Source organism: Pigmentiphaga sp. YJ18 (assembly GCF_038066655.1).
In the GTDB taxonomy this organism is placed as follows: Bacteria; Pseudomonadota; Gammaproteobacteria; order Burkholderiales; family Burkholderiaceae_B; genus Pigmentiphaga.
Genome location: NZ_JBBUKU010000002.1, coordinates 1,024,588 through 1,048,035, shown reverse-complemented (window position 1 = coordinate 1,048,035; position 23,448 = coordinate 1,024,588). Strand labels below are relative to the sequence as shown.

The following is a 23,448-nucleotide window of genomic DNA, read 5'->3' as shown; positions in this document are numbered from 1 at the left end:
GGGGGTCGATGAAGGAAGGGAAGTCATGCGGCGGCGATGAAGTTGCGGCCGCGCGGGCCGCGCAGGGCATGGTCGATGCGAAGCTGCCAGTCGGCGTCCGCGATGCCGTAGCTGGCGGGGTCGGTGTTCACGCCGGCGGCCTGGAGAAAATCCGTCAGGCGGGCGACGGCGCCGTCGCGGTTGGCGGCGTCGAAGATGGCCAGCATCTGCGCATCGACCTCGGGGTCGCGTCCCCAGGCCAGCTCCAGGATGCGCGGCAGGCTGAACGAGCAGGCGATACCGTGCGGCACGCCGTGTTCCAGCGTGATGTCGTAGGACAGCGAATGAGCCAGGGCGGTGCGGGTATTGGAGAAGGCCAGGCCGGCCTGGAGCGCCGCGGTGGCGAGCCGTTCGCGCAGGTCGAGGTCGCCCGGGGCGTCCAGCAGCCGGGGCAGGGTGCGGACGATGCTGCGCGCGGCGGTCACGGCCAGCGCGGCCGAGACCGGGTTGCGATGGACGTTCCACAGGGATTCCAGCGCGTGGGACAGCGCGTCCAGGCCGCTCGCCAGGGTAGCGGCGCGTGGCAGGCTGGCCATCAGGCCGGCGTCGACCACGGCGGCCTCGGGCCAGGTGCAGGACAGGTGCAGCGACAGCTTGCGGGACCGTGCCTGGTCCCACAGGGTGGCCCAGGGCGTGACTTCGCTGCCGGTGCCGGCCGTGGTTGGGACGGCGATCAGCCGCCGGTGCCCGTGGGGCGTGCCGGGCGCGCCGGTCTCCAGCCAGTGCAGGAGTTCGCCGAACGTGCCCGAGGGCGTGCGCACCGCCATGGCCTTGCCGCAGTCGATGGCGCTGCCGCCGCCCAGCGCGATCACGCATTCGACCTCGGGGTGGTCACGCCAGAGGCGCTCATACAAGGGGCCGAGCCAGGCGATGTCGGGGTTGGGCAGGACATCGGTCTCGACGGCCGCCAGGCGCTGCCCCAGCAGGGTGCGCAGGCGGTCGACCAGGCCCAGCGGGCCGGCCTCGGGAAACGCGACCAGGATGGCGCGGCGGGCGCCCAGCAGGCGCGGCAACTGGTCCAGCGCGCCACGGCCGACATGCGCGGCGACGGGGTTGGTATAGGTCCACATGAGTCGGTACGGGGTAGGTAGGTGGCCGGGCTTCAATGCCGGCCGGTGCGTTGGATTCGATGGCGCAGCTGGCTGGAAACGGCGTCGGCGGCGACCACCATCGCGGCGATGACGATGATGCAGGTGGCCGTCTCGGTGTAGCGGAACAGCTTCAGGCTGCTGACCAGCTCGAAGCCCAGGCCGCCGGCCCCCACCATGCCGAGCACGGTGGCCGATCGCAGGTTCACCTCGAAGCGATACAGCACGACCGCGATCCAGGCCGTCACCACCTGGGGCAGCACGCCGAACACGATCACTTGCAGCGGCCGCGCGCCGGTGGCCCGCAGCGCCTCGATCGGGCCCTGGTCGATTTCCTCGATGGCCTCGGCGAAGAACTTGGCCAGCATGCCGGCGCCGTGCACGGCCAGGGCCAGCACGCCGGGAAAGGGGCCCAGCCCCACGGCCGAGACGAAGACCAGCGCGAGTATCAGTTCGTTGATGCTGCGCACGACGTTCAGCACCTGGCGTGTGGCCAGGTAGACCCAGCGGCGGCCCTGGAGATTGCGCGCGGCCAGGAAGGACAGCGGAATGGCCGGCAGGATCGCCAGCAGCGTGCCCCAGATGGCGATCTGCACGGTTTCCAGCGCGGGGGCGGCCAGGCGCCCCAGCATGCTCCAGTCGGGCGGCAGGGTGCGTCCGGCGAAGTCGATGATCTGCGGCAGGCCGGACGCCAGTTCGGTCCAGCTGATCTGCGCGCCACTGGCGCTCCATTGCAGGGCCCAGGCCAGTGCCAGGGCGCCGCCCGCCAGGGTGATCCAGCCCTGCGCGTTGCGCGGGGCGGGACCCATCCAGCGATACCGGTTGGTCGAGGTGTTCATGCCCGGGCTCCCGAGGGAACGGCCAACCGCGCGGCCAGCGGTGGGGCGATGCCGCCCGCGTCCGCCGGATCGGGCGAGTGCCGGTAGATGCGATCGACGCCGGATTGATCCAGCGAGCCGGCGGCGCCGTCGAACACGACGCGGCCGCCGTTCAGGCCGACGATGCGGTCGGCGAACTCGCGCGCATAGTCGACCTGGTGCAGGTTGCACAGCACGGTGATGCCCAGGTCGCGCGAGGCGTCGCGCAGGTATTGCAGGACCTTGCGCGAGGTGTGCGGGTCCAGGCTGGCGACCGGTTCGTCGGCCAGGATGACGCGCGGCTGCTGCGCCAGCGCGCGGGCGATGCCGACGCGCTGCATCTGGCCGCCGGACAGTGCGTCGGCGCGCTCGTGGGCCTTGTGCGCCAGACCCACGCGGGCCAGGCATTCGTGCGCCAGCGCCACGTCGTCGCCGCGGAAGCAATGGAGCACCGAGGCCAGCGTGGACATGGCGCCCAGCCGGCCGGTCAGGACGTTCTTGAGCGCGGTCAGCCGGGGCACGACATGATGGTGCTGGAAGATCATCGCCACGCTTCGCCGCAGCGCCCGCGTATCGGCGCCCTGCATGGCGTCGATGCCGGCCATGCGCAACCGGCCGCCGTCGGCCACGGCCAGGCGGTTCATGCAGCGCAGCAGGGTCGACTTGCCCGCGCCGGACTCGCCCAGCACCACCACGAATTCCCCGGCCGCGGCATCGAGGTCGACGCCGCGCAGGACCGCGTTGTCGCCGTAGCGCTTGGTCAACTGGCGTACGTGGATCACTTCATGCTCCGCAGGTCGAGCTTGAGCACCTTGGCGGTCTCGCGCACGACGTCGTAGGCCGCGTCGTTGGTCGGCTGGAAGCCGTTCAGCACGCCCTGGTCGCCCCAGGGCAGGTCCTTGACGTTCGCCAGCGCCTGGGCCAGCTTCTGCTTCAGGGCGGGGTCCAGGTCCTTGCGCCAGACCATGGGCGATTCGGGAATCGGGTTCGAGCTCCAGACGACCCGCAGGTCGTCCTGCCTGACCTGGCCCTTGGCGATGGCGCTGGCCAGGATACGGTCGGCCACCGAGGCGGCATCGACCTTCTTGTTGGCCACCGCCAGGATGCTGGCGTCGTGCGAACCGGAGAAGACCACGCGGCCGAAGAAGCTGTCGGGATCGTAGCCGGCTTGCAGCAGGCCGGCCTTGGGGAAGAGGTGGCCCGAGGCGGAGGTCGGATCGACGAAGGCGAAGTTGCGGCCCTTGAGGTCGGCCGGCGTCGCGATGCCGCTGTCCTTGCGGGCGATGATCAGGCTCTTGTACGAGCTTTGTCCGGTCTTCTTGGTGACCGCGACGGCGAAGGCCTCGACGTTGGCGACCGAGTGGGCCAGCACGTAGGAGAACGGTCCCAGGTAGGCGGCGTCGAGCTTCTTGGCGCGCAGCGCCTCGATCACGCCGTTGTAGTCGGTGGCGACGAAGGGCTTGACCGGCATGCCGAGCTGGCGCTGCAGGCTGTCGAGCACCTGCTTGCTGCTTTCGATCATGGCCTGGGAGTCCTCGGCGGGAATCAGGCCTATGGTCAACGTATCGGCGGCGTGGGCCGGCGCGGCGGCCAGCAGGGGCAGGGCCAGGGCGAGCAGGGCGCGGCGCAGGCGGGGGAAACGCAGGGACATGGAGATTCTCGCTGGGGTTGGTTCGAGTGCCGCCAGATTAAGAACTCAATGTGACAGGGGTTTATCAAGACATTCACGATTTCGTCATCGTTCCATAGACACAATCTATGGATGTCAGCCGCCAAGCTTCGCGCCTTCCTTGCCGTCGCCCAGTACGGGACCTTCAGCGCCGCCGCGCGGGCGCTGGGCATGAGCCAGCCCACCCTGACCACGCAGGTGCAGGGGCTGGAGCGCCGCTACAACGTCGAACTGTTCCACCGGCGCGGGCACCGGGTCGAGCTGACCGCCATCGGCGCACGCCTCTTGCCGCTCGCGCGCCAACTGGGCGAGCTGGAAGCCGACGCCTACAGCCTGCTGCACGACAGCGGCGAACTGAACGCGGGCCAGCTCAGGTTGGGCGCGGTGGGCCCTTTCCACGTGATCGAGATGGCCGATGCCTACCACCGCCGCTATCCGCGTATCGACGTGTCGATACGCATGGGAAATTCGACCTCGGTGTTCAAGGACCTGGAGGACTACACCGTGGACATCGGCGTGCTGGCGCGTTTCCACGATGCGCCCGGGTTCAGCGCCATGCCCTATGCCCGGCACGCGGTGATCCTGTTCGTGCCGGTCGGCCATGCCTTCGCCGGCCATGCCAGCGTGCCGCTGGAGGCCTTGCAGGGCCAGCCGCTGCTGCGGCGCGAGAGCGGATCCAGCACGCGCCGCGCGGTCGAGGAGGCGCTGGCGCGGCAAGGCGTGGTGCCCGACAACGCGATGGAGATCGGCAGCCGCGAGGCGCTGCGCGAGGCGGTGGCGCGCGGCATGGGCATAGGCGCCGTGTCCGAGGCGGAGTTCGTGCCCGACCCGCGCTTCGTGCCGGTCCGGATCGAGGGCGACCCGGCCTTCACCGAGACCTATCTCTACTGCCTGGAGGAACGCCGCCACAGCCGCATGCTGGAGTCGTTCTTCGACGTCGCGCTAAGCCTGCGCAAGGCCGGCGGCGGATAGGGCGCGCGGTCCGCGCCGCCCCTGCGCCGTATACTGCCCGATTGCCCGACGCAGACAACCAACCAAGGCATTCGATGGAGCCGTCCGCTATCACCCGATCTTCCGCATTCCTGCAGGCCAACGACGAAGGCAGCGCGACCAGTTTCCGCTGGCTGCTGGGGCAGTCCAAGACCCTGACGCTGCCCGAACAGATCGCCGCCCACGTGGGCGACCGCATCCTGAATTCCGCCATCGAGCCGGGCGAGTGGATACGCGAACAGGACCTGGCCGACGAGTTCGCGGTCAGCCGCAGCCCGGTGCGCGAGGCGATGCGGCTGCTGGAGAAGGAAGGGATCGTGCGCATCCATCCCCGCCGGGGGGCGCAGGCCACGCAGTTGTCGCTGAAGGAAATCGAAGACTTGCAGGAGGTGCGCCAGGCCCTGGTCCGCGTGGTGGCGCGGCGCGTGGCCGTCCTGTCGTCGCCCGAACTGGTGGCGATCCTGGAGGCGGGCGTGGCCCAGCTCGCGCCGCTGGCCGAGGACCCGGCGGGGGGCGATGCGTTCGGCGAGACGCTGTCGCGCCTGACGCTGTGCTGCGCCGCCCATAGCGGCAACGACCGCCTGTTCACGCTGATCACCTCGCTGTCCTTGCAGATGTCGCGCTATACCCGGCTGGGCCTGCGTTCGGTCGAGCGCCGCAAGCGTTCGCTGGCGCTGTGGCGCAAGTCGCTGCAGGCGATCCGCAAGGGCGACGCGGACGAGGCCGAAAGGCTGTGGGCCGCGCGGCTGGACGAGAATAGCCGGGAGATACGGCGCCTGTTGAAGGACAGCGGCGTCGTGTAGGACGGGGCGCCCGGGAGGGCGTCCTGCGGGTTCAAATTCGTCCTGAATTGTCGACAATGTTAAGATGTCCAAAATTACAGCCACCAAGGAGACGTCATGACAGCCCAAGCATTGCCACCTATCACCGGTCCCGAAGCCTGGAGCGGCACCAGCCTGGCCGGTACCACCGACTGGATCTGGCGCCTGGCGCCGGACGAGATCCGCGAGCTGGCCGAGGCCACCGCCACGGCCCGCGCGAAGGGCATGAAACCGACCGAGTTCGGTGCCGCCGACTTCCCCATCCCGCGCATGGCCGCCCGCCTGGAAAAGGTTCGCCAGGAACTCGAGGGCGGCCGCGGCTTCGCCTTGCTGCGCGGCCTGCCCATCGCCGACTACACGGATGACGAGGCGCGGCTGCTGTTCTGGGGGCTGTCCGTGAACCTGGGCGAGCCGCAGGAGCAGGACGGCGCCGGCAACCGCATGCACAGCGTCACCAACACCGGCCTGAAAGTGTCGAACGACAACTCGGTGCGCAGCTACCAGACCGACGACGAACTGACCTTCCACAACGACGGCGGCGATGCGTTCATGCTGCTGTGCCTGCGTACCGCGGTGTCCGGGGGCGTCAGCAAGCTGGTCAGCGTCGCGGCGCTGTACAACGAAGTGCTGCGGCGCCGGCCCGACCTGGCCGGCGTGCTGCAGGAGCCTTTCCATTTCGACACGCGCGGACAGCACCGGGGCGGCTTGCGCATCCAGACGGTGCCCATCCTGAATTTCTTCGAAGGCCGGCTCAGCGCCCTGTACAAGCGCCGCTACCTGAAACTGGCGCAGGACCTGCCCGGCGTGCCGCGCTGGACCGACGCCCAGGCGCAGGCGATCGAGCTGGTCGAGGAAATCTGCAACGACCCCGCGGTCCAGCTGAGCTTCAGCATGGAGCCGGGCGACATCCAGATCGGCAACAACTATTCGGTGCTGCACGCCCGTACCAAGTACCAGGACCACGACGATCCGGCCCGTCGCCGGCACTTGCTGCGCGCCTGGCTGACCCTGCCCAACGGCCGGCCGTTGCCGGCGGTGTTCGGCCAGACGCGCGAGTTCGGCACTTCGTACGAGCGCCGCCATGGACAGGCCGCCGTGTCGGCTTCGTGAGGAGAGGGCGATGATCTTCAAGCATCTGTTGGCCGCCGCGCTGGGCGGCATGCTGTGCGCCGCGCCGGTAGCGCAGGCGGAGGACGCGTTTCCGTCGCGGCCCAGCCGGCTGATCGTGCCCTATACGCCGGGCGGCAACACCGACCTGCTGGGACGGGTGGTCGCGCAGGGGCTGTCCCAGATCTGGGGGCAGTCGGTCGTGGTCGAGAACAAGCCGGGAGCGGCCGGCACCATAGGCGTGGAGATGGTGTCCAAGTCCAAGCCGGACGGCTACACCACCGTGCTCGGCTCGTTCGGTAACATCCTGGTCGCGCGCAGCCTGTACAAGAGCCTGAGCTACGATCCGGCCAAGGACCTGGAGCCGGTGGTGTTGCTGGCCACGCCGCCGGTGGTGCTGGTCGCCAACGAGAAGATGCCGTTCGACGACGTGAAAGGGCTGATCGAGTATGCGCGGCGCAACCCGGGCAAGCTCAACTACGGTTCGTCCGGCAACGGATCGTCCAATCACCTGTTCGGCGAATTGTTCGCGTCCATGGCGGGCGTCAAGCTCACCCACGTGCCTTACAAGGGCAGCGGACCGTCCGTTTCGGACACCATCTCCGGACAGATCCAGTTGAACTTCGCGCCGTTTCCCCTGGTGCGCGAGCACATCAAGGGTGGCAAGCTCAAGGCGCTGGCGGTGACGAGCGCCAAGCGCTCGCCGGTGCTGCCCGACGTGCCCACGGTAGCCGAGGCCGGCCTGCCGGGTTACGAGGCGGTGGGATGGTTCGGGCTGATGGCCCCCGCGGGCACGCCCAAGGCTGTCCTGGACCGGATCAACCGCGACGTGAACCAGGTGTTGAAGTCGCCCGCCATCCGGGAGAGCCTTGCGAGCGAAGGCGCCGAGCCGGCGGGCGGTTCGGTGGACGACGCGCGGCGTTCCATCGCCGAGGGCGAACGCAAGTGGGGAGGGCTGGTGGAGAAGCTGAACATCCAGCTCTGAGCGCCAGCCGGATCACTTCAACTGGCTGAGTGTCCGCACGGCCTCGCGCAGCGGTCCGATCAGCTTGTCCGGATCGAAGCGCGAGGCCGGCGTGACCAGGGACAGCGCGGCGATGCACGCGCCCTTGGCATCGAACACCGGCATGGCCACCGACTGCACCCCCGGCGTGTCGGTGCCTTCCGAGACCGCGTAGCCCTGCGCCGCGATCTCTTTCAGCATGGCCGGCCTGGCCAGCACGGCGCCCTGGCGCTGGAGCATTTCCCGGTAGGCCGGGCTGGATAGCGCGGTCAGCACCCGGCCGGACGAGCTGTCGTTCAGGGATAGCAGGGTGCCGACCTTGACGTCGGCGCGCACCGCCACCTGCTGTGCTTCCACGCGGCGCACCAGCCGCACGCAATTGCCGTTCAGCACGGCCAGCGAGGCCGTCTCCCCCACCTGCAGGACCAGCTCCTGCATCACGTGCGCGAACCGTTCCCCCAGGTTGGCCTGCACCAGCGCCGTTTCGCCCACCAGCGCCGCGTGCAGCGACAGTCGGTAGCTGCCCTGGTCGGTCTGTTCCAGCCAACCCGCTTCCATCAGCGTCAGCAGCTTCTGGTAGGTCGTGGCGCGGCTGCTGCCCGAGGCGGCCGCGAGTTCCATCAGCTTCATGGGCCGGTCGGACTTGCCCAGCAGATCCAGCAATTGCAGCGTCTTCAGTACCGAACTGAGCGGCCGGACGCCCCCGGCCTCGCGCGCTTCGAGCATGGCGCAGCTTCCTCGTCAGAAAAATTCTTGCATTCCCGGATGGGGAGTATAGAATGATTTAAATAGAATCATAAGTATTCTAATAGAATACATCAAAGCCGGGCAGCCGGCCAGGTGTTTCCCCTTGCGCCGCGTGGCCGGCGCGATGACGACAGGAGCATGCATGGACTTTGCCGACGTGGAAGAGGCCGTTGCGGCCCAGGCGCCAGCCGGCGCCGCGGCCGGGCGCGAGCCCCGCATCCGCAACGCGGATCTATTGATGACGCCCGCCCGCATGGGGGTGATGCAGGCCAGCCGCCTGAGCGTGAGCCGGCTGCTGATGGCCAAGGCCATACGCGAGCGCTGGACCATCGAGCGGGTGCGCTGGCAGATCGACGACCGCGCGCGCGGCACCGCGCTGTACCGCATCGACACGGGCGCGATGCCGTTCGATTTCATCGTCCATTCATTCGAACCGAAGATGGAGGGGCGGGCGGGCCGCATCATCGGCCGTGCCTGGGACATGATGGCGGCGCTGGTCGAAGGGCCCGTGTCCGAGCGCGACATCCGCATCACCGGCGAGGAAATCCCCAAGCTCTACGCCGGCCGCGCCACGCCGGGCACCTTGATCTGGGCCCGCTCGAACCGCAGTGCGCGCGTGTTCAACCACACGGTCGAGTCGCTGGCACAGGGGCGCCAGCCCGACGTGCCCACGCTGGCCGACGTCTGCTATCTGATGCGCAATACCGGGCTGGACGGCAACGGCACCTTCGGCACCCGTTCGTTCCGCGCGCTGGAAAGCACGCATCCGCTGCGGCGGCCGCTGGACGCGCAGATGCTGTGCGCCTACATGATGCGGGTGTTCTCGGTGGACCTGGTCAACCACCTGGCGCGCTGCGCCTCGCCGGCGGCGGCGAGGCTGGCGCCGGAGATCGAGCGTTTCCTGGGCGTGGGCAACGCCTCGGCGCTGGGGCTGATCCTGTATGTGAACAACCATCCCAAGCTGGTACACCACTGGGTACAGGCGCGCGAACAGGCCATCGTGGGCGCCAAGCGGCTGCGCGTGGCGGCAGGCGACGCGAAGCTGGCGCTGCTGCTCAAGCTGCTGGACAAGGCCATTGCCTACCGGCGCGAAGACCGGATGGACTATGAACAGTTCACGGCCAGCGCCGACCTTGCCGCCGACCTGGCGGCCATCCGGGCGCAGGTACAGGCGCTGCACGACACCGGCACGGTGCGTGGCAATGCCGAGCGCTATCCCTTGTCCGCGCTGTGCGACGCGCTGGACGGCACGGTGCACGAAGAAGCCTACGAGACCTTCCTGGGCCTGCTGACCGAGCTGGTGCCCGAGCTGTGCGACCGCCTGGCCGAGGGCCTGGCGGTGGACGAGGAATACGCGACCGATCCGTCGATGTCCATCGGCCACCTGCGCGATCTGCTGCATGCCGAATACGGTTGGGCCTTCGACATCGACCTGGACGCCGAGGGCGCGTCGAAGTTCGTCTGGTACAAGTCGGCCACCGCCGAGGAACCGCGCCGCGGCCCGCGCGCCGAGGCGGGCGAGGTCTTCAACCTGGGGCTGGACCTGCCGCGCCTGGTGACGGGGCTGGACCGCGAGATCGCCCAGCGTCCGGCCGCCACCAGCGTCGCGCGCTTCCTGCTGGAGAAGCCGGAATACCGCTTTATCGTCAGCCGCGTGCAGACGCTCAGCGGCCTGGCCTTCCACTCGCCCCACGCCAACATCATGGGCGAGCAGTTCGTGCCGTGCGAGATCACGCGTTTCATCAACATCGGCATACACGGCATCGACAAGACGCGCGACTACCTGCAGCGCAACCTGCGCGGCGTCATCTATCAGGGCGCGCCCACGGCCGCCGACATCGCCGCCGGTGCCGATCCCCATTGGTTCTATCCCCAGGAGCCCGTCCTATGAACAGGGAAGTCGTCGATTCTCCCCGCGTGTTCGATGTATCCGTGCGCGAGGCGCGCATGTGCATAGACCGCATCCTGCTGGTGTGCCGCCTGCCGCCCGGCTACGTGCACGGCGTGAGGGAAGTGGTGCTGCTTTCCCAGTCCATGGGGCTGGGCGGGTTCCGCGCCTTGTACGAAGGTTATGAACGGCTGCGCGAAGGGTCGCTGGACCGGGTGTCGGTGCAGGATGCCGACGACGGCGCGCTGGTGGTGGATGGCGGCGGCATCCACGCCTGGGTGCTGCTGCCCACCCTGATGGACCTGGGCGTGGAGCGCGCCCGGTCGGCGGGCCGCGCCACGCTGCGCGTGTCGGGCGTGCAGGACCTGCACGAGCTGCACGTCATGGCCGGGCTGGGCCGCCGCTACGGCACGGGCGCCGAGGTGTCGCAGCCCGACGAGGGCGAGGGCCACGGGCAGAAGGCGGTGGTGACGCTGTTCAACACCGCGCGGCCGCTGGGCATGGACGAATGGGATCCGCTGCTGGCCCGGGCCATCCGCCACGGCTATCCGGTCGACGGCGGCCTGTGGCGCGCCATTCATGCCTTGTCGAACGGGGCGCTGGCGCCGGACTCGGTGGTCTCGCGCCGCCATGCCGGGCCGGTCATCCTGCGCGACGACGGCACGCTGCAAGGCCGCCCGCCCGCCGACGACGACATGGACCTGAACATGCTCCGCCATGTCCCCTCCAGCCAAGGATGCGCGTGACGCGCGAAGGACGATGCAGATGAATACGGTCAACAAACAGGTCGGCATCATCGTCGACGGATTGTCGATGCCGGTGCCGGAGCGGCGCTGGTTCGAGGAGTGGCGCGAGGCCGGCATAGGTTGCGTGAACACCACGGTGGCGGTGTGGGAGAACGCCGCCCAGACCCTGGGCCTGCTGGGCAAATGGCGCGTCGTGCTGGAACAGAACCAGGACCTCGTCGCGCCCGCCGCCAGCGTGGCCGAGATCGAGGCCGTGGCCGCCTCGGGCCGCACGGCCGTGATGTTCGGGTTCCAGAACACCGCGCCGGTGGAGCACGACCTGGACCTGTTCGGCATGTTCCGGCAACTGGGCGTGTGCGTGATGCAGCTGACCTACAACCTGCAGAACTACATCGGCTGCGGCTACTGGGAGGAAAAGGACACCGGGATCTCGTCGCGGTTCGGCCAGCTGGCGCTGGAGGAAATGAACCAGCTCGGCATTCTGATCGACCTGTCGCATTGCGGCGAGCGCACGACCCTGGAAGCCATCCAGATGTCCGGCAAGCCGGTGGCCATCACGCATGCCAACCCGCGCGAATACGTGGGCACGCCGGTATATGGCGCGGGCCGCCTGAAGCAGACCGAGGCCCTGCGCGAGCTGGCCCGGCGCGGCGGCGTGATCGGCCTGACGCCCAACCGCAACATGACCCGGCACGGTGCCGCGACCACGCTGGAACAGTTCGGCGACATGGTGGCCTGGACCGTGGACCTGCTGGGCGTGGACGCGGTTGCCATCGGCACCGACTACTGCCCCGGCCATCCGCGTTCGGTGCGCACCTGGTGGCGCTACGCGAAGTGGTCGCGCCAGAGCGCGCCGGCCAAGGAAATGGAGATCGCGCCGCACGAAGGCTGGTCCGAGTGGATGCGCACGCCGGCCGGATTGCAGAACATCATTGTCGAACTGGAGCGGCGCGGATTCGGCCGGGCCGACATCGACAAGATCATGGGGGGCAACTGGATGAGGCTGTTGCGTGAAACGATAGGCTGATTCATCGATTAGGAGCTGGGCCATGAACCGATTGCTGCGGTGTATGTTGGGGGTGGGGGTGGTGGCGGCACTGGGCGCTGCCCCGTCCGCCCGGGCGCAGGACGACGCATTTCCGAGCCGGCCCATCCGGCTGCTGGTGGGATTCGCGCCGGGTGGCGGGACCGATGTGGTGGCGCGGGTCATCGCGCCCAGGCTGTCCGAGATCCTTGGCCAGTCGGTCGTCGTGGAAAACAAGCCGGGCGCGAGCGGCATCGTGGCCGGCGGCATCGTGGCCAAGGCGCCGCCCGACGGCTATACGTTGATGATGGGAGTGGTGTCGGTCAACACCATCCTGCCGCATCTGTTCAACAACATTCCGTACGACACCGCCACGGACTTCGCGCCCGTGACGCTGACGGCGTCGGTGCCGCACTTCATCGCCGTCCATCCTTCCGTGCCGGTGCACAGCGTGCCCGAACTGATCGCCTACGCCAAGGCGCATCCGGGCCAGCTCAGCTTCCCGTCGGCCGGCAGCGGCACCACGCCGCACATCGCCGGCGAGATGTTCAAGAGCATGGCCGGGGTGCAATTGCTGCACGTGCCGTACAAGAGCACCGGGCAGTCCATGCCCGACCTGCTGGCGGGGCGCCTGCAGGTGGGGTTCGACACCTATCCGACCACGGCGCCCTACGTGAAGACGGGCAAGCTGCGCGCGCTGGCGGTGACCGGCGCGCGCCGGCTGGCGGAGTTTCCCGACCTGCCCACGGTAGCCGAGTCGGGCCTGCCCGACTATCGCTTCGCCACCTGGTACGGCGTCTTCGCGCCCAAGGGCACGCCGGCCGCCATCGTCAACCGCCTGCACGACGGCATCGCCAAGGCCATGGCGGCGCCCGACGTGCGCGAGCAACTGGTGAAGATGGGCGTGGATGGAACCGAAACCAGGACGCCGGAGGAGTTCGCGTCATTGGTGCGCGCCGACACGGAGCGCTTCGGCAAGCTGGTGAAGGCGGCGGGCGTGCGGGTGGACTAGGGCCCTGCGCGGCGAAGGCCTCCCGCGGCGGTGGCGCGGGAGGTGTGCCGTGCAGGGCTAGGGATTGAGGATGGCCTGGAGCACGATGCCGGTGGCTACCCCGACCAGGAAGTAGTCGGCGCCGACGTTGATCCAGTGGTAGCCGCGCGGGGGCGGGGAGAGGCGATGGCCGCGCCAGTTGTCCACCACGTACTGCGGCCCGCGATAGGGGTAGGGGACGCGATCGCCCTTGGACCAGTGTCGATAGGCGGGGTCTCCGGGGCCGGGGCCCTGCGGCCCGCGGTGGCCGTGGCCGGGTGCCCGGCCCGGGCCGCGTCCCATGTCGTGGCCGGGACCTTGTCCGGGATGATTCATGCCCGGGTGGCCCGGTCCGCCGGGGCCATGGCCGCCGCCGGGCCGTCCGCCGGGAGGCCCGCCCTGCGCGTAGGTCGCGGCCGAGGCCGCGAGCAGGATACCGGTCAGCAGATGCGCCAGCAGGCGACTGGGTGCCATGATGATCTCCTTGAGGCAGTGCAGCGCCCGGAACACGGGCGTTGCATTGATTCTATGCCTCGCGCATGGCCGCGCCACCCCCACCGGGCCATGCAGGTATTGCAGCCTGTTTCAACCGGCTGGCGGCCTCATTCCACCGTGACGTTGGCGGCGCGCACGATGTCCTTCCACTTCAGGTAGTCGCTCTTGAGCAACTGGGCGAATTCCTCGGTCGACATGGCCTGCGCCTCGGCGCCCTGGGCGTGGATGGCATCGCGGGTCTCGGGCTGGGCCAGCAGCTTGTTGACCGCCGTGTTGACGGTGGCGACGATCTCCTTGGACGTGCCCGCCGGCATGAACAGGCCATACCAGGTGCTGACGTCGAAGCCCTTGTAGCCGAGCTCGGCGACGGTGGGCACGTCGGGCAGCGAGGTGCTGCGCTTGGCGCTGGTGACGGCCAGGGCGCGCAGCTTGCCGGACTGGATCTGCGCCATGGCCGACGGCACGGAAGACACCAGCAGGTCGACGTTGCCGGCCAGCACGTCCATCATGGCGGCGTTCGAGCCCTTGTAGGGGATGTGCCGGATGTCGATCTTCGCCGCGCCCTTGAAGATCTCGCCGGCCAGGTGGATGGTGGTGCCGCTGCCGGGCGACCCATAGGTGATGGCGCCGGGCTCGGCCTTGGCCGCCGCGACCACGTCGGCCAGGGACTTGAAGCGCGAATTGGCCTGCGTGACGATGACGATGGGCGTGTAGCCCACGTGCGCCACGGCCACCAGGTCCTTGGTCGGATCGTAGGCCACGCTCTTGTACAGCCAGGGCGCGACCACCAGGTTGTCCTTCTGGCCCATCACCATCTCGTAGCCGGTGGGCGCCGCGCGCACGGCCGCCGCGATGCCTATGGTGCCGCCCGCGCCGGCGCGGTTCTCGGCCACGATGGTCCATTTCTCGGATTCGCCCAGCCGGGTGGCGACGAGGCGGGAAAGAATGTCGGTGCCCCCGCCCGGCGGGAAGGGAATCAGGAGGCGGATGGGCTTGGACGGATAGGCCTGGGCGTGGGCGCCCGTGGCGGCCAGCGCCAGTGCGGCGATGGCAAGACATTTGCGGAACATGGGATGTCTCCTCGTTCTGAGGGCGTCAAGCATACCGGAATCCGCCGCCATGCCCGTGCCGGCCGGGCCTGTCGGCCGTCGCGCCTAGCACGTGGCGATGGAAAACAAGCGTCATTTCCTGGATCATGGGGGCATTCCAGTCAATAGAATATCGGGCGGACCGTTTTTCCCGACCGCGCCGGACCGGCCTTGCGCGTCCGGAGGGGAAAACGGCCCAGCCGTGGAGGAGGGAGCGCGTGCCCCCGCAGTACAACAACAGCCGGCGGACAGTCGGCACGAGGGAACCCGCCAACGACGCGAGGTTCCCGGGCGGCCTCGAGCCGGACACGGATTTCATACGCTACGCGCTGGACTGTGCCGCCATCGTGGCCAGTACCGATGCCCGGGGCACGATTACCTATGTCAATGCGCGGTTCTGCGAGATCAGCGGCTATTCCAGGCAGGAGCTGCTGGCTTCCAATCACCGCATGTTGAAGTCGGGCCTGCACGGCACGTCGTTCTTCCGCGCCATGTACCGCGAGATCGCGCAAGGCCGGGTCTGGCACGGCGAGATCTGCAACCAGCGCAAGGACGGTTCGCTCTATTGGATGGAAACGACCATCGTGCCGCATGTCCTGCAGGACGGGACGGTGGACAGCTACACCTCGATCTGCCTGGACATCACCGAGCGCAAGCTGCTCGAGGACGCCTTGAGGAGCAGCAAGGAGAGCCTGCGGCGCATCGCCTACGTCGATCCGGTGACGGGGCTGCCTAATCGCAGCTGGTTCCACCACCACGTGGCGTCGCTGGTGGGCGAATGCCGGCGGGCCGGCACGGGGTTCCACCTGGGGCTGATGGACGTCGACGCCTTCAAGGAGATCAACGACTTCTTCGGCCACCTGGCCGGGGACGAATTGCTGCGGGAAGTCGCCCGGCGGCTGGGCGCGATGGGCGACGCCCGCCTGTCGGTCTCGCGGATGGGGGGCGACGAGTTCGGGCTGGTGCTGACCGGCGCGACCGACGACGAAGCCACCGCGGTGTTCGAACGGGCGCTGGAACGCGTGCGCGATCCCCTGCGCATCGCCGAGACGTCGCGGCGGTGTTCGGCCAGCCTGGGCGTTTCCGTGTATCCCGGCCATGGCGAGGACAGCGAAAGCATGTTCCGGGCGGCCGACCTCGCGCTCTACCATGCCAAGTCGCTCGGCCGCGATCGCCTGGAATGCTTCGAGCCCACGCTCAGGGAAACCGCCGAGCGCAAGTCCGAGCTGCTGGCCGAGATCGAGACGGGGCTGCGCCGCGAGGCCTTCGAACTGCATTACCAGCCCATCGTTCCGGTCGCGCCGGGCGGCAAGGTCGCGCTGGAAGCCCTGATGCGCTGGCGCCACCCGCAGCGCGGCCTGCTGCCGCCCGCCGCGTTCCAGGAAGGCTTCGCCGATCCGGCGGTACGCGCGGCGCTGGGCATGTTCATGCTCGAACGCGTGTTCCGCGACGTCGACGCACTGTACGCGCGGAACATCCGGCTCGGCCGCGTGGCGATCAACCTGACGAACTCCGATTTTCGTTCCGAGGTCTTCCTGGATCGTTTTTTCGCGCTGTTCCGCGACAGCGGGATCGGTCCGGACCGATTCTGCGTCGAGGTCACGGAAAGCATGTTCCTGGGACTGAACCAGAAGCGGGTCGAGGACGGCCTGCGCCGCCTGCACGAGGCCGGCGTCGAGATCGCGCTGGACGACTTCGGCACCGGCCATGCGTCGCTGACCCACCTGCGCCTGCTTCCCATCGACAGGTTGAAGATAGACCGCAGCTTCGTCGCCAACCTGGTGGCGTCGGCCGAAGACCAGGCCATCGTGCGGGGCATCATCGACATCGCGCACAGCCTGGGCAAGACCGTGACGGCCGAGGGCGTGGAAACCTCGGAGCAGGCCAGGCTCCTGGCCCGCATGGGCTGCGACCTGCTCCAGGGCTGGTATTTCGGCAAGGCATGCGACGCCGGCGGCCTGTCCGACGTCCTCGACATGATGCCGCCCGTCGGCGATCCCTAGGCCGGAGGAAGCGCAAGGGAATGGACGCCAAGTCGGTCTTCGTGACGGTTGCGCTGATGGTGCTGGCCAACGGCGCCGTGCTGGCGAACGTCTACCGCGATCTTCCCGGGACGCTGAGGCCCGCCGCGATCCGCTGGCAGGCCGGAACGGCCCTGGTCGCCCTGGGCAGCGGCTTCTTCGCGTTCGGCAACATCATGCCCTTGCCGATCATGGTCACCCTGGCCAACGGCATGCTCCTGTCCGGCCTGGGCGCCTACCACCGGGCGTTCGAACGCTTCTACGGCCGCCGTTCGTCGCCGGCGGACGTCGCGATCGCCCTGGTCGCGGTGGCCGGCACGTTCTGGCTGTCGGCCATCGAGCCGTGCTTCATCTGCCGCGTCGAGCTGCTGTCGGCCGCCTGGACGCTGCTGCTGCTCCGGTCGATGTGGCTGCTGCACGCCATGCGCGCGGAGGACGAGTCGCGCAGCCGGCGCATGCTGATCGTGATCTATGGCCTGGTCGTCATCTACGTCCTCGGCCGGCTCGTGGTCTACCTGCATCTGGACGTGCCGCGCGAGACCACGATCGCGACCAACGACTACGGCATCAATCTGATCTCGCCCATGTTCGTGGCGCTGCTGCCGGTGATCGGCACCACGGCGTTCGTGCTGCTGTGCGCCGAACGCGTGAAGCGCCAGCTGGAGATCGCGGCGGCCACCGACTATCTGACCGGCCTGCCGAACCGGCGCACGCTGGTGGCGGACGGGAACACGGCGTTCCGCCGGACGCGCGAGACCGGCGTCGGGCTGGCCGTGGGCGTGATCGACATCGACCATTTCAAGGCGATCAACGATACCTACGGCCACGGCGTGGGCGACGAGGTGCTGACCTTCGCCGCGGATTGCCTGAAGCAGGCGGCCCGCAAGGGAGACCTGGTCGCGCGCACCGGCGGCGAGGAGTTCGTGGTGCTGATGGACGACCTGGACCTGCAGGCGGCCGCCGCGGCGCTCGAGCGCATCCGCGTCGCCGTGGCGGACAGCCGCTTCAGCATCGACGGCGCGCCGGTACCCATCACCATTTCCGCCGGCGTGGCCAGCTGCGAGCCGCGCGATCGCGACTTCGACGACGTGTTCCGCCGGGCCGACCGGGCGCTGTACCTGGCGAAGCTGGCGGGGCGCGACCGCGTGAAGCAGGCGGTGGCCTAGGCACTGTTACAGCATCGCGCTCAGCATCCGGCGGCCGCCCAGCAGCTCCGGCAGCAGGATCTCCACCATTTTTTCCAGCGTATAGCGGCCCGTGGCCGCGACCAGGCTCATGGCCGCGACCGTGCGGCCGGTCTGGTCTTGGATGGGAACGGCGATGGAGCGCAGGCCCAGTTCAAGTTCCTCGTCGCTGGTGGCATAGCCCAGGCGCCGCGTTTCCTCCAGCAGCGCCGTCAGCTCGGGAATCCCGGTGCGGGTGCGCGGCGTGAGCGCGCGGCGCGGCATGCGGCCCAGCAGGCGCGCGATTTCCTCGTCGGGCAGGGCGGCCATCAGCACTCGCCCGGTGGCGGCGCAATGGGCCGGCAGGCGCGAGCCCATGCTCAGGCCGTCCGACAGGCTGCGGCGGGTGGCGGCGCGCGCCACGAACACGACTTCGCCGCCGTCCAGCACGGCCAGGGAACTGGATTCCTTGGTGCGCTCGCTGATGGTTTCCAACACCGGCTGGACCAGCTTGGGCAGGGGGCTGGAGCTGACATAGGCGTGCCCCAGGCGCAGCGCGCGGGGCGCCAGCCGGAAATACCTGCCGTCGCTTTCCACGTAGCCCAGCCGCTGCAGCGTCAGCAGCGAGCGGCGCGCCGTGGCGCGCGGATGGCCCGTGATCTCGGCTGCTTCGCTCAAAGTGAGCGGGCCGCTGCGCAGGCCGAAGGCCTCGATGATGGCCAGGCCTTTCTCCAGGCCGGCCACGTATTCCTTGTCTTCCTTGCTGCGGGGTTCGGGCACGATGCTCATGGTCGAGGGAATGTTCGTTTTGCGAACATTCTAACCACTTTTCTTGATCATCGGATATTGCCGAACTAACGTTCGCTTTGCGACTTTATGTTCGAATTTAACCCAACGAGGTCAAGGATGAGACAACCAGCATGGACAGCCTGTGCCATCGCGGCATGGGCGGTGATCGCGAGCCCGGCCCAGGCCGACGAGGGCGCCTTCCCCAATCGCCCGATACGCATCGTCGTGCCTTATTCGGCCGGCGGCACCGCCGACGTGCTGCCGCGCATCATCGGCGAAAAGCTCAACGCGGCGTGGGGCCAGCCCGTCATCATCGACAACCGGCCCGGCGCGGGCGGCAACATCGGCGCCGACATGGTGGCCAAGGCGGCGCCCGATGGCTACACGCTGCTGGCCACGCCGCCGGCGCCGCTGGTCATCAACCAGTATCTGTACAAGAGCCTGCCCTTCGATCCCGAGCGCTTCGCTCCCGTGGCCGTGCTGGCGCGCGTGCCCAACGTGCTGGCGGTCAAGACCGCGCTGCCGGTGAAGTCGGCGCAGGAATTCATCGGCTATGCCCGCAAGAACGGCGGGCAGGTCACGGTGGCGACCCAGGGCAACGGCACGACCTCGCACCTGACCGGCGCGCTGGTCGCGGCCCAGGCCGACCTGGACTTCGTGTTCGTGCCGTACAAGGGCACGGCGCCGGCGTTGGCCGACCTGATGGGCGGCCAGGTCGATGCCTTCTTCGACAACATCAGCTCGACCTTCCGCCAGCACGAATCGGGCAAGCTGCGCATCCTGGCCGTGACCAGCGCGCAGCGCAGCCCCTTGCTGCCCAAGACGCCCACGCTGGCCGAGTCGGGGCTGCCCGGCTTCGACGTCAGCACCTGGTTCGGCGTGGTCGCGCCGGCCGGTACGCCGCCGGAGGTGGCGCGCAAGCTCAACGCCGCCATCGTCGAGGTCCTGAAGATGCCGGACGTCAGGCAGAAATTCATCGAGCAGGGCGCCGAGGTGGCAGGCGACACGCCGGCCCAGATGGCCGAGTTCATGCGGACCGAACGCGTCAAGTGGAAGAAGGCCATCGACACGGCCGAAGTCACCATCAACTGATGCTTGCAGCAACGAGGAAGTCCATGTCCCACAGCGACACCCGAGAACCCCGGACCTGGGAGCCCGGCCTGACCCGCGTGCCTTACTGGCTCTACCGCGACCAGGAAATCCACGACGCCGAGCAGCGGCGCGTCTTCCAGGGGCCGACCTGGAACTACCTGTGTCTGGAGGCCGAGATTGCCGAGCCGGGCGCCTATCGCACCACCTTCGTGGGCGACATGCCGGTGATCGTCGCGCGCGACGAGGACGGCGAACTGCAGGCCTTCGAGAACCGCTGCGCCCATCGCGGCGCGCTGATCGCGCTGGACGACGGCGGCCAGACGCGCGACTTCGCCTGCGTCTACCATGCTTGGCGCTACGACCTGCAGGGCAACCTGCGCGGCGTCGCGTTCCAGCAGGGCGTGAACGGCAAGGGCGGCATGCCGCCGGAGTTCCGCATGGAGGACCATCACCCGCGCAAGCTGCGCACCGCCAGCGTGGCGGGCATGGTGTTCGGCAGCCTGGACGAGGACGTGCCGCCGATCGAGGAGTACCTGGGCGAGGAGATCCTGGAACGCATCGAGCGCGTGCTGTGCAAGCCGGTGGAGGTGATCGGCCGTTTCAAGCAGACCATTCCGAACAACTGGAAGTTGTACATGGAGAACGTCAAGGACTCCTACCATGCCAGCCTGCTGCACGTGTTCTTCACCACCTTCAACATCAACCGCCTGTCGCAAAAGGGCGGGGTGATCGTGAGCGAAAGCGGCGCCCACCACGTCAGCTATTCGAAGGTCGCTCACCAGCCGCAGGCCAGCGCCGAATACAGCGCCGAGAAGCTGCGGTCGGACATGGAAGGCTACGCGCTGGCCGACCCCAGCATGCTGGACGGCTGCGACGAGTTCGGCGACGGCGTGACCTTGCAGATCCTGTCGGTGTTCCCGGGCTTCGTGTTGGCGCAGATCCAGAACACCCTGGCCGTGCGCCAGATCCTGCCCGACGGGTTGGACCGGACGGTGCTGAACTGGACCTACCTGGGCTTCCAGGACGACACGCCCGAGTTGCGGCGCATGCGGCTCAGGCAATCCAACCTGACGGGGCCGGCGGGCTTCGTGTCCATGGAGGATGGCGCGGTGGGCGGTTTCGTGCAGCGCGGCATCGCGGCAAGCCGCGATCAGGAGGCCGTGCTGGAGATGGGCGGCGGCGGCATCGAGACCCAGGAGAACCGCACCACCGAAGCGTCGGTGCGCGGATTCTGGAACGCCTATCGCGGCTACATGGAGATCTGAAGCATGGCCGAATTCACCCAAGAGCGGCTGGGCATCCTGAACGCCGCCTACGCGCGCTGCATCGACAACGACGAGGTCGAGGCCTGGCCGGCGTTCTTCGAGGAGCGCTGCCTGTACGTGGTCAATACCGCCGAGAACCACGCGGCCGGCATGGAGGCGGGGGTGATCTACGCCGACACGCGCGCCATGTTGCACGACCGCGTGTCGGCGCTGCGCGATGCCAACGTCTACGAGCGCCACCGCTATCGCCACATCGTCGGCCAGCCGTTCGTGCTGGGCATCGAGGATGGCGCGGCCAGCGTCGAGACGCCCTTCATCGTGGTGCGCATCATGCGCGATGGCGCCACCGAGGTGTTCGCGTCCGGCCGCTACCTGGACCGCGTGGTCGAAGGCGCGGACGGGCAGCTCAGGTTCGCCCGGCGGCTGGCCATCTGCGACAGCCGGAACATCGATACCTTGCTGGCGATACCGCTATGAGCGGAGCCGTCCGACCACCGGGGGAAAGGGCGCGCAAGCGCATCGCCATCGCGCTGGGCGATGCCAACGGCATCGGTCCGGAGATCGCGGTGAAGGCCGCCCGTGCGCTGCGCGGCGAGCCGGTCGATTGCGTGCTGGTGGGCGATGGTTTCGTGCTGCGCGAGCAGGTGGCCCGCCATGCGCCCGGCATGGCGCTGACGGCCTTCGAGCCGGGCGCGGTGCGCCTGCCGGATCAACTGCCGTGGGTCGACGTGGCGGCCCTGCCGCAGGCGGAGTACGCACCGGGCGAGGTGCGCGCCGGCGCGGGCGCGGCCATGGTGGCCTACGTCCGCGAAGCGGTGCGCCTGGCCCGGGCCGGGCTGGTCGACGCCGTGGTCGGCTGTCCGCATTCGGAGACGTCGGTGGCGCGGGCCGGCATTCCGTTCTCGGGCTATCCGGGGCTGATCGCGCAATTGACCGGGACGCCGGCCGACCGGGTGTTCCTGATGCTGGCCACGCCCGATCTCAGGATCGGCCACGTGACGCTGCACGAGCCGGTGCGCCAGGCGCTGGCCCGGCTGGATACGCAACTGGTCGTGGACGCGGCGCTTGCCATCATAGACGGCGCGCGTGCGATAGGCATCGAACGGCCGCGCCTGGGCGTCTTCGGCATCAACCCGCACGCGGGCGAGGGCGGCCTGTTCGGCGGCGAGGACCAGGCTATTACCGAGCCCGCGGTGGCGCGCCTGCGCGCCATGGGCCTGGACGTGGACGGCCCGCAAGGGGCCGACCTGATGCTGGCGCAGCGCGGGCACGACGTGTACCTGGCCATGTTCCATGACCAAGGCCACATTCCCGTCAAGCTGCTGAGCCCCCGGCAGGCCAGCGCGCTGTCGCTGGGCGGCGGCGTGCGCTTCAGCAGCGTCGGACACGGCTGCGCCTTCGACATCGCAGGCCAGGGCACGGCCGATGCCTCGGCCGTGCTGCGCACCGTGCGCCTCTTGGCCGGGTTGGCCGATCACTAGGTCCGCCGGACCGGATGGAATCCATGCAATACACCATACGCATCGATCAACGAGACATCGAATTTCCCTGCGAGGACGGCCAGACCGTCCTGGACGGCGCGCTGGCCGCCGGCTACGAGATCCCGTACTCCTGCCGCACCGGTATCTGCGGCAGTTGCCGGGGGCGCATCGTGCGGGGGGACGTCCGTGGCGGGGCCGGCCAGGGCGTGCTGGACGAGGACGAACGGCGCGAGGGCGGGGCGCTGCTGTGCCAGGCCAGGCCCTGTTCCGACCTGGACGTGGCGGTGCGCGACATCGAGCGCCGCGATCCGGCCGCCAGCAAGACCGTGGCCGCCAAGGTCTACCGGCTGGCCCGCGCCGCCCACGACGTGACGGTGCTGCACCTGCGCTTTCCCGCTGGCACGCGGGTGCGCTTCAAGGCGGGGCAGTACCTGCACGTGCGGATGGCGGACGGCGCCGTCCGCCATTTCTCCATGGCCAACCCGCCGCAGCAGAGCGACGGTGTGGAACTGCACGTCCGCCACGTCCCCGGCGGCAAGTTCTCCGGCTACCTGGCGGAGTCGGTGCAGGCCGGCCAGTTCCTGGACGTGTCGCTGCCCTTCGGCGATTTCTACCTGCGCGATACCGGCCTGCCGGCGGTGCTGGTGGCCAGCGGCACCGGTTTCGCGCCCATCAAGTCCATCGTCGAGGACGCCATTCGCCGCAAGCTCGATCGGCCCATGACGCTTTACTGGGGCGCCCGGCGGGAAGAGGACCTGTACCTGGCGGACCTGCCGCGCAAGTGGGCCGACAAGCATCCCTGGTTCCGCTTCGTGCCCGTGCTGTCCGACAGCCCGGCGGACGCCGGCTGGCAGGGGCGCCAGGGGTTCGTCCACCAGGCGGTGCTGGACGACTTCGCCTCGCTGGCCGACCATGAGGTCTATGCCTGCGGCGCGCCCGCGATGATCAGCGCGGCGCGCCAGGGCTTCGTGCACGAGCGGGGGTTGGCCATCGACCGCTTCTATTGCGATGCCTTCGTGCCCATGGCGCCGCAGGCGGCATAGCG

Annotated in this window: 23 protein-coding genes; 15 read left to right on the top strand and 8 right to left on the bottom strand. The window is 68.9% G+C overall.

Translation table 11 applies throughout. The features are described from left to right. Positions 1-23 precede the first annotated feature (23 nt). Genes psrA through phnD form a run of 4 tightly spaced genes read right to left on the bottom strand, consistent with a single transcriptional unit; the run spans position 24 to position 3,635 of the window. Positions 24-1,109, bottom strand: a complete 1,086-nt coding sequence (psrA, locus tag WKR98_RS18720; protein WP_124689217.1) for an iron-containing alcohol dehydrogenase PsrA — start codon at positions 1,107-1,109, stop codon at positions 24-26. Positions 1,110-1,141: 32 nt separating this feature from the next. Next, positions 1,142-1,966, bottom strand: a complete 825-nt coding sequence (gene phnE, locus WKR98_RS18715; RefSeq protein ID WP_341434341.1) for a phosphonate ABC transporter, permease protein PhnE — start codon at positions 1,964-1,966, stop codon at positions 1,142-1,144. Then, positions 1,963-2,766, bottom strand: a complete 804-nt coding sequence (gene phnC, locus WKR98_RS18710) for a phosphonate ABC transporter ATP-binding protein (protein ID WP_341434340.1) — start codon at positions 2,764-2,766, stop codon at positions 1,963-1,965. The genes phnE and phnC overlap by 4 nt, the downstream gene beginning before the upstream one ends. Then, positions 2,763-3,635 carry a phosphonate ABC transporter substrate-binding protein gene (phnD, locus tag WKR98_RS18705; protein ID WP_124689220.1) on the bottom strand — a complete coding sequence of 291 codons (873 nt, stop codon included), beginning with the start codon at positions 3,633-3,635 and terminating at the stop codon, positions 2,763-2,765. The genes phnC and phnD overlap by 4 nt, the downstream gene beginning before the upstream one ends. A gap of 111 nt (positions 3,636-3,746) precedes the next feature. On the opposite strand from phnD, the gene WKR98_RS18700 reads away from it, so the two are divergent. The 4 genes from WKR98_RS18700 (at position 3,747) to WKR98_RS18685 (ending at position 7,556) form a co-directional block, all read left to right on the top strand. Beyond that, the gene (locus WKR98_RS18700) at positions 3,747-4,625 is read left to right on the top strand and encodes a LysR substrate-binding domain-containing protein (protein WP_341434339.1); all 879 of its coding nucleotides are present in this window, start codon (positions 3,747-3,749) and stop codon (positions 4,623-4,625) included. 74 nt (positions 4,626-4,699) lie between these two features. Then, on the top strand, positions 4,700-5,446 hold the full coding sequence (locus WKR98_RS18695; RefSeq protein ID WP_124689222.1) for a GntR family transcriptional regulator: 747 nt from the start codon (positions 4,700-4,702) through the stop codon (positions 5,444-5,446). Positions 5,447-5,542: 96 nt separating this feature from the next. After that, the gene (locus tag WKR98_RS18690) at positions 5,543-6,574 is read left to right on the top strand and encodes a TauD/TfdA family dioxygenase (protein WP_124689223.1); all 1,032 of its coding nucleotides are present in this window, start codon (positions 5,543-5,545) and stop codon (positions 6,572-6,574) included. Between the two features lie 10 nt (positions 6,575-6,584). After that, positions 6,585-7,556: a Bug family tripartite tricarboxylate transporter substrate binding protein gene (locus WKR98_RS18685; protein ID WP_161567800.1), complete on the top strand. Its 972-nt coding sequence runs from the start codon at positions 6,585-6,587 to the stop codon at positions 7,554-7,556. A gap of 12 nt (positions 7,557-7,568) precedes the next feature. Here the strand turns inward: WKR98_RS18685 and WKR98_RS18680 are convergent, their stop codons facing one another. After that, a complete protein-coding gene (locus WKR98_RS18680; protein ID WP_124689225.1) occupies positions 7,569-8,300 on the bottom strand; it encodes an IclR family transcriptional regulator in 732 nt (243 codons plus the stop codon). A 163-nt stretch (positions 8,301-8,463) separates the two neighbouring features. On the opposite strand from WKR98_RS18680, the gene WKR98_RS18675 reads away from it, so the two are divergent. From WKR98_RS18675 to WKR98_RS18660, 4 genes are read left to right on the top strand one after another with little or no spacing between them, the layout of a single operon-like run. Further along, a complete protein-coding gene (locus WKR98_RS18675; RefSeq protein WP_341434338.1) occupies positions 8,464-10,212 on the top strand; it encodes a hypothetical protein in 1,749 nt (582 codons plus the stop codon). Then, positions 10,209-10,955 carry a hypothetical protein gene (locus WKR98_RS18670; RefSeq protein ID WP_124689226.1) on the top strand — a complete coding sequence of 249 codons (747 nt, stop codon included), beginning with the start codon at positions 10,209-10,211 and terminating at the stop codon, positions 10,953-10,955. Before WKR98_RS18675 ends, WKR98_RS18670 begins: the two co-directional genes overlap by 4 nt. A gap of 19 nt (positions 10,956-10,974) precedes the next feature. Next, positions 10,975-11,982: a dipeptidase gene (locus WKR98_RS18665; RefSeq protein ID WP_161567801.1), complete on the top strand. Its 1,008-nt coding sequence runs from the start codon at positions 10,975-10,977 to the stop codon at positions 11,980-11,982. 22 nt (positions 11,983-12,004) lie between these two features. Continuing rightward, positions 12,005-12,991 carry a Bug family tripartite tricarboxylate transporter substrate binding protein gene (locus WKR98_RS18660; RefSeq protein WP_341434337.1) on the top strand — a complete coding sequence of 329 codons (987 nt, stop codon included), beginning with the start codon at positions 12,005-12,007 and terminating at the stop codon, positions 12,989-12,991. A 57-nt stretch (positions 12,992-13,048) separates the two neighbouring features. Here the strand turns inward: WKR98_RS18660 and WKR98_RS18655 are convergent, their stop codons facing one another. Next, positions 13,049-13,483 carry an RcnB family protein gene (locus tag WKR98_RS18655; protein WP_124689229.1) on the bottom strand — a complete coding sequence of 145 codons (435 nt, stop codon included), beginning with the start codon at positions 13,481-13,483 and terminating at the stop codon, positions 13,049-13,051. Between the two features lie 128 nt (positions 13,484-13,611). Continuing rightward, positions 13,612-14,574, bottom strand: a complete 963-nt coding sequence (locus WKR98_RS18650; protein ID WP_341434336.1) for a Bug family tripartite tricarboxylate transporter substrate binding protein — start codon at positions 14,572-14,574, stop codon at positions 13,612-13,614. A gap of 236 nt (positions 14,575-14,810) precedes the next feature. Here WKR98_RS18650 and WKR98_RS18645 point away from each other — a divergent pair, with 236 nt between their 5' ends. Then, complete coding sequence (locus WKR98_RS18645; RefSeq protein WP_161567802.1) at positions 14,811-16,595, top strand: putative bifunctional diguanylate cyclase/phosphodiesterase; 1,785 nt, start codon at positions 14,811-14,813, stop codon at positions 16,593-16,595. A gap of 20 nt (positions 16,596-16,615) precedes the next feature. After that, positions 16,616-17,779, top strand: coding sequence for a GGDEF domain-containing protein (locus WKR98_RS18640; protein WP_341434335.1), 1,164 nt, complete (start codon positions 16,616-16,618; stop codon positions 17,777-17,779). A 6-nt stretch (positions 17,780-17,785) separates the two neighbouring features. On the opposite strand, the gene WKR98_RS18635 is transcribed toward WKR98_RS18640, so the two are convergent. Continuing rightward, on the bottom strand, positions 17,786-18,565 hold the full coding sequence (locus WKR98_RS18635) for an IclR family transcriptional regulator domain-containing protein (RefSeq protein WP_341434334.1): 780 nt from the start codon (positions 18,563-18,565) through the stop codon (positions 17,786-17,788). 117 nt (positions 18,566-18,682) lie between these two features. On the opposite strand from WKR98_RS18635, the gene WKR98_RS18630 reads away from it, so the two are divergent. The 5 genes from WKR98_RS18630 to WKR98_RS18610 are packed head-to-tail and all read left to right on the top strand — an operon-like array spanning position 18,683 to position 23,446. Next, positions 18,683-19,657, top strand: coding sequence for a Bug family tripartite tricarboxylate transporter substrate binding protein (locus WKR98_RS18630; RefSeq protein WP_124689234.1), 975 nt, complete (start codon positions 18,683-18,685; stop codon positions 19,655-19,657). Between the two features lie 23 nt (positions 19,658-19,680). Continuing rightward, complete coding sequence (locus WKR98_RS18625) at positions 19,681-20,922, top strand: aromatic ring-hydroxylating dioxygenase subunit alpha (protein ID WP_124689235.1); 1,242 nt, start codon at positions 19,681-19,683, stop codon at positions 20,920-20,922. A 3-nt stretch (positions 20,923-20,925) separates the two neighbouring features. Further along, on the top strand, positions 20,926-21,399 hold the full coding sequence (locus tag WKR98_RS18620) for an aromatic-ring-hydroxylating dioxygenase subunit beta (protein WP_124689236.1): 474 nt from the start codon (positions 20,926-20,928) through the stop codon (positions 21,397-21,399). Beyond that, the gene (locus tag WKR98_RS18615; protein ID WP_124689237.1) at positions 21,396-22,403 is read left to right on the top strand and encodes a PdxA family dehydrogenase; all 1,008 of its coding nucleotides are present in this window, start codon (positions 21,396-21,398) and stop codon (positions 22,401-22,403) included. The genes WKR98_RS18620 and WKR98_RS18615 overlap by 4 nt, the downstream gene beginning before the upstream one ends. Before the next feature lie 23 nt (positions 22,404-22,426). Next, positions 22,427-23,446 carry a 2Fe-2S iron-sulfur cluster-binding protein gene (locus WKR98_RS18610; RefSeq protein WP_341434333.1) on the top strand — a complete coding sequence of 340 codons (1,020 nt, stop codon included), beginning with the start codon at positions 22,427-22,429 and terminating at the stop codon, positions 23,444-23,446. Positions 23,447-23,448 lie beyond the last annotated feature (2 nt).

What these genes read in the sequence shown, in the direction of transcription:
- WKR98_RS18675 (WP_341434338.1), top strand. Translation starts at nt 8,464, where the DNA reads ATGGACTTTGCCGACGTGGAAGAGGCCGTTGCGGCCCAGGCGCCAGCC.
- WKR98_RS18650 (WP_341434336.1), bottom strand. Translation starts at nt 14,574, where the DNA reads ATGTTCCGCAAATGTCTTGCCATCGCCGCACTGGCGCTGGCCGCCACG.
- WKR98_RS18655 (WP_124689229.1), bottom strand. Translation starts at nt 13,483, where the DNA reads ATGGCACCCAGTCGCCTGCTGGCGCATCTGCTGACCGGTATCCTGCTC.
- psrA (WP_124689217.1), bottom strand. Translation starts at nt 1,109, where the DNA reads ATGTGGACCTATACCAACCCCGTCGCCGCGCATGTCGGCCGTGGCGCG.
- WKR98_RS18610 (WP_341434333.1), top strand. Translation starts at nt 22,427, where the DNA reads ATGCAATACACCATACGCATCGATCAACGAGACATCGAATTTCCCTGC.
- phnD (WP_124689220.1), bottom strand. Translation starts at nt 3,635, where the DNA reads ATGTCCCTGCGTTTCCCCCGCCTGCGCCGCGCCCTGCTCGCCCTGGCC.
- WKR98_RS18620 (WP_124689236.1), top strand. Translation starts at nt 20,926, where the DNA reads ATGGCCGAATTCACCCAAGAGCGGCTGGGCATCCTGAACGCCGCCTAC.
- WKR98_RS18640 (WP_341434335.1), top strand. Translation starts at nt 16,616, where the DNA reads ATGGACGCCAAGTCGGTCTTCGTGACGGTTGCGCTGATGGTGCTGGCC.
- WKR98_RS18690 (WP_124689223.1), top strand. Translation starts at nt 5,543, where the DNA reads ATGACAGCCCAAGCATTGCCACCTATCACCGGTCCCGAAGCCTGGAGC.
- WKR98_RS18700 (WP_341434339.1), top strand. Translation starts at nt 3,747, where the DNA reads ATGTCAGCCGCCAAGCTTCGCGCCTTCCTTGCCGTCGCCCAGTACGGG.
- WKR98_RS18635 (WP_341434334.1), bottom strand. Translation starts at nt 18,565, where the DNA reads ATGAGCATCGTGCCCGAACCCCGCAGCAAGGAAGACAAGGAATACGTG.
- WKR98_RS18680 (WP_124689225.1), bottom strand. Translation starts at nt 8,300, where the DNA reads ATGCTCGAAGCGCGCGAGGCCGGGGGCGTCCGGCCGCTCAGTTCGGTA.
- phnE (WP_341434341.1), bottom strand. Translation starts at nt 1,966, where the DNA reads ATGAACACCTCGACCAACCGGTATCGCTGGATGGGTCCCGCCCCGCGC.
- WKR98_RS18625 (WP_124689235.1), top strand. Translation starts at nt 19,681, where the DNA reads ATGTCCCACAGCGACACCCGAGAACCCCGGACCTGGGAGCCCGGCCTG.
- WKR98_RS18670 (WP_124689226.1), top strand. Translation starts at nt 10,209, where the DNA reads ATGAACAGGGAAGTCGTCGATTCTCCCCGCGTGTTCGATGTATCCGTG.
- WKR98_RS18665 (WP_161567801.1), top strand. Translation starts at nt 10,975, where the DNA reads ATGAATACGGTCAACAAACAGGTCGGCATCATCGTCGACGGATTGTCG.
- WKR98_RS18615 (WP_124689237.1), top strand. Translation starts at nt 21,396, where the DNA reads ATGAGCGGAGCCGTCCGACCACCGGGGGAAAGGGCGCGCAAGCGCATC.
- WKR98_RS18695 (WP_124689222.1), top strand. Translation starts at nt 4,700, where the DNA reads ATGGAGCCGTCCGCTATCACCCGATCTTCCGCATTCCTGCAGGCCAAC.
- WKR98_RS18685 (WP_161567800.1), top strand. Translation starts at nt 6,585, where the DNA reads ATGATCTTCAAGCATCTGTTGGCCGCCGCGCTGGGCGGCATGCTGTGC.
- WKR98_RS18660 (WP_341434337.1), top strand. Translation starts at nt 12,005, where the DNA reads ATGAACCGATTGCTGCGGTGTATGTTGGGGGTGGGGGTGGTGGCGGCA.
- WKR98_RS18630 (WP_124689234.1), top strand. Translation starts at nt 18,683, where the DNA reads ATGAGACAACCAGCATGGACAGCCTGTGCCATCGCGGCATGGGCGGTG.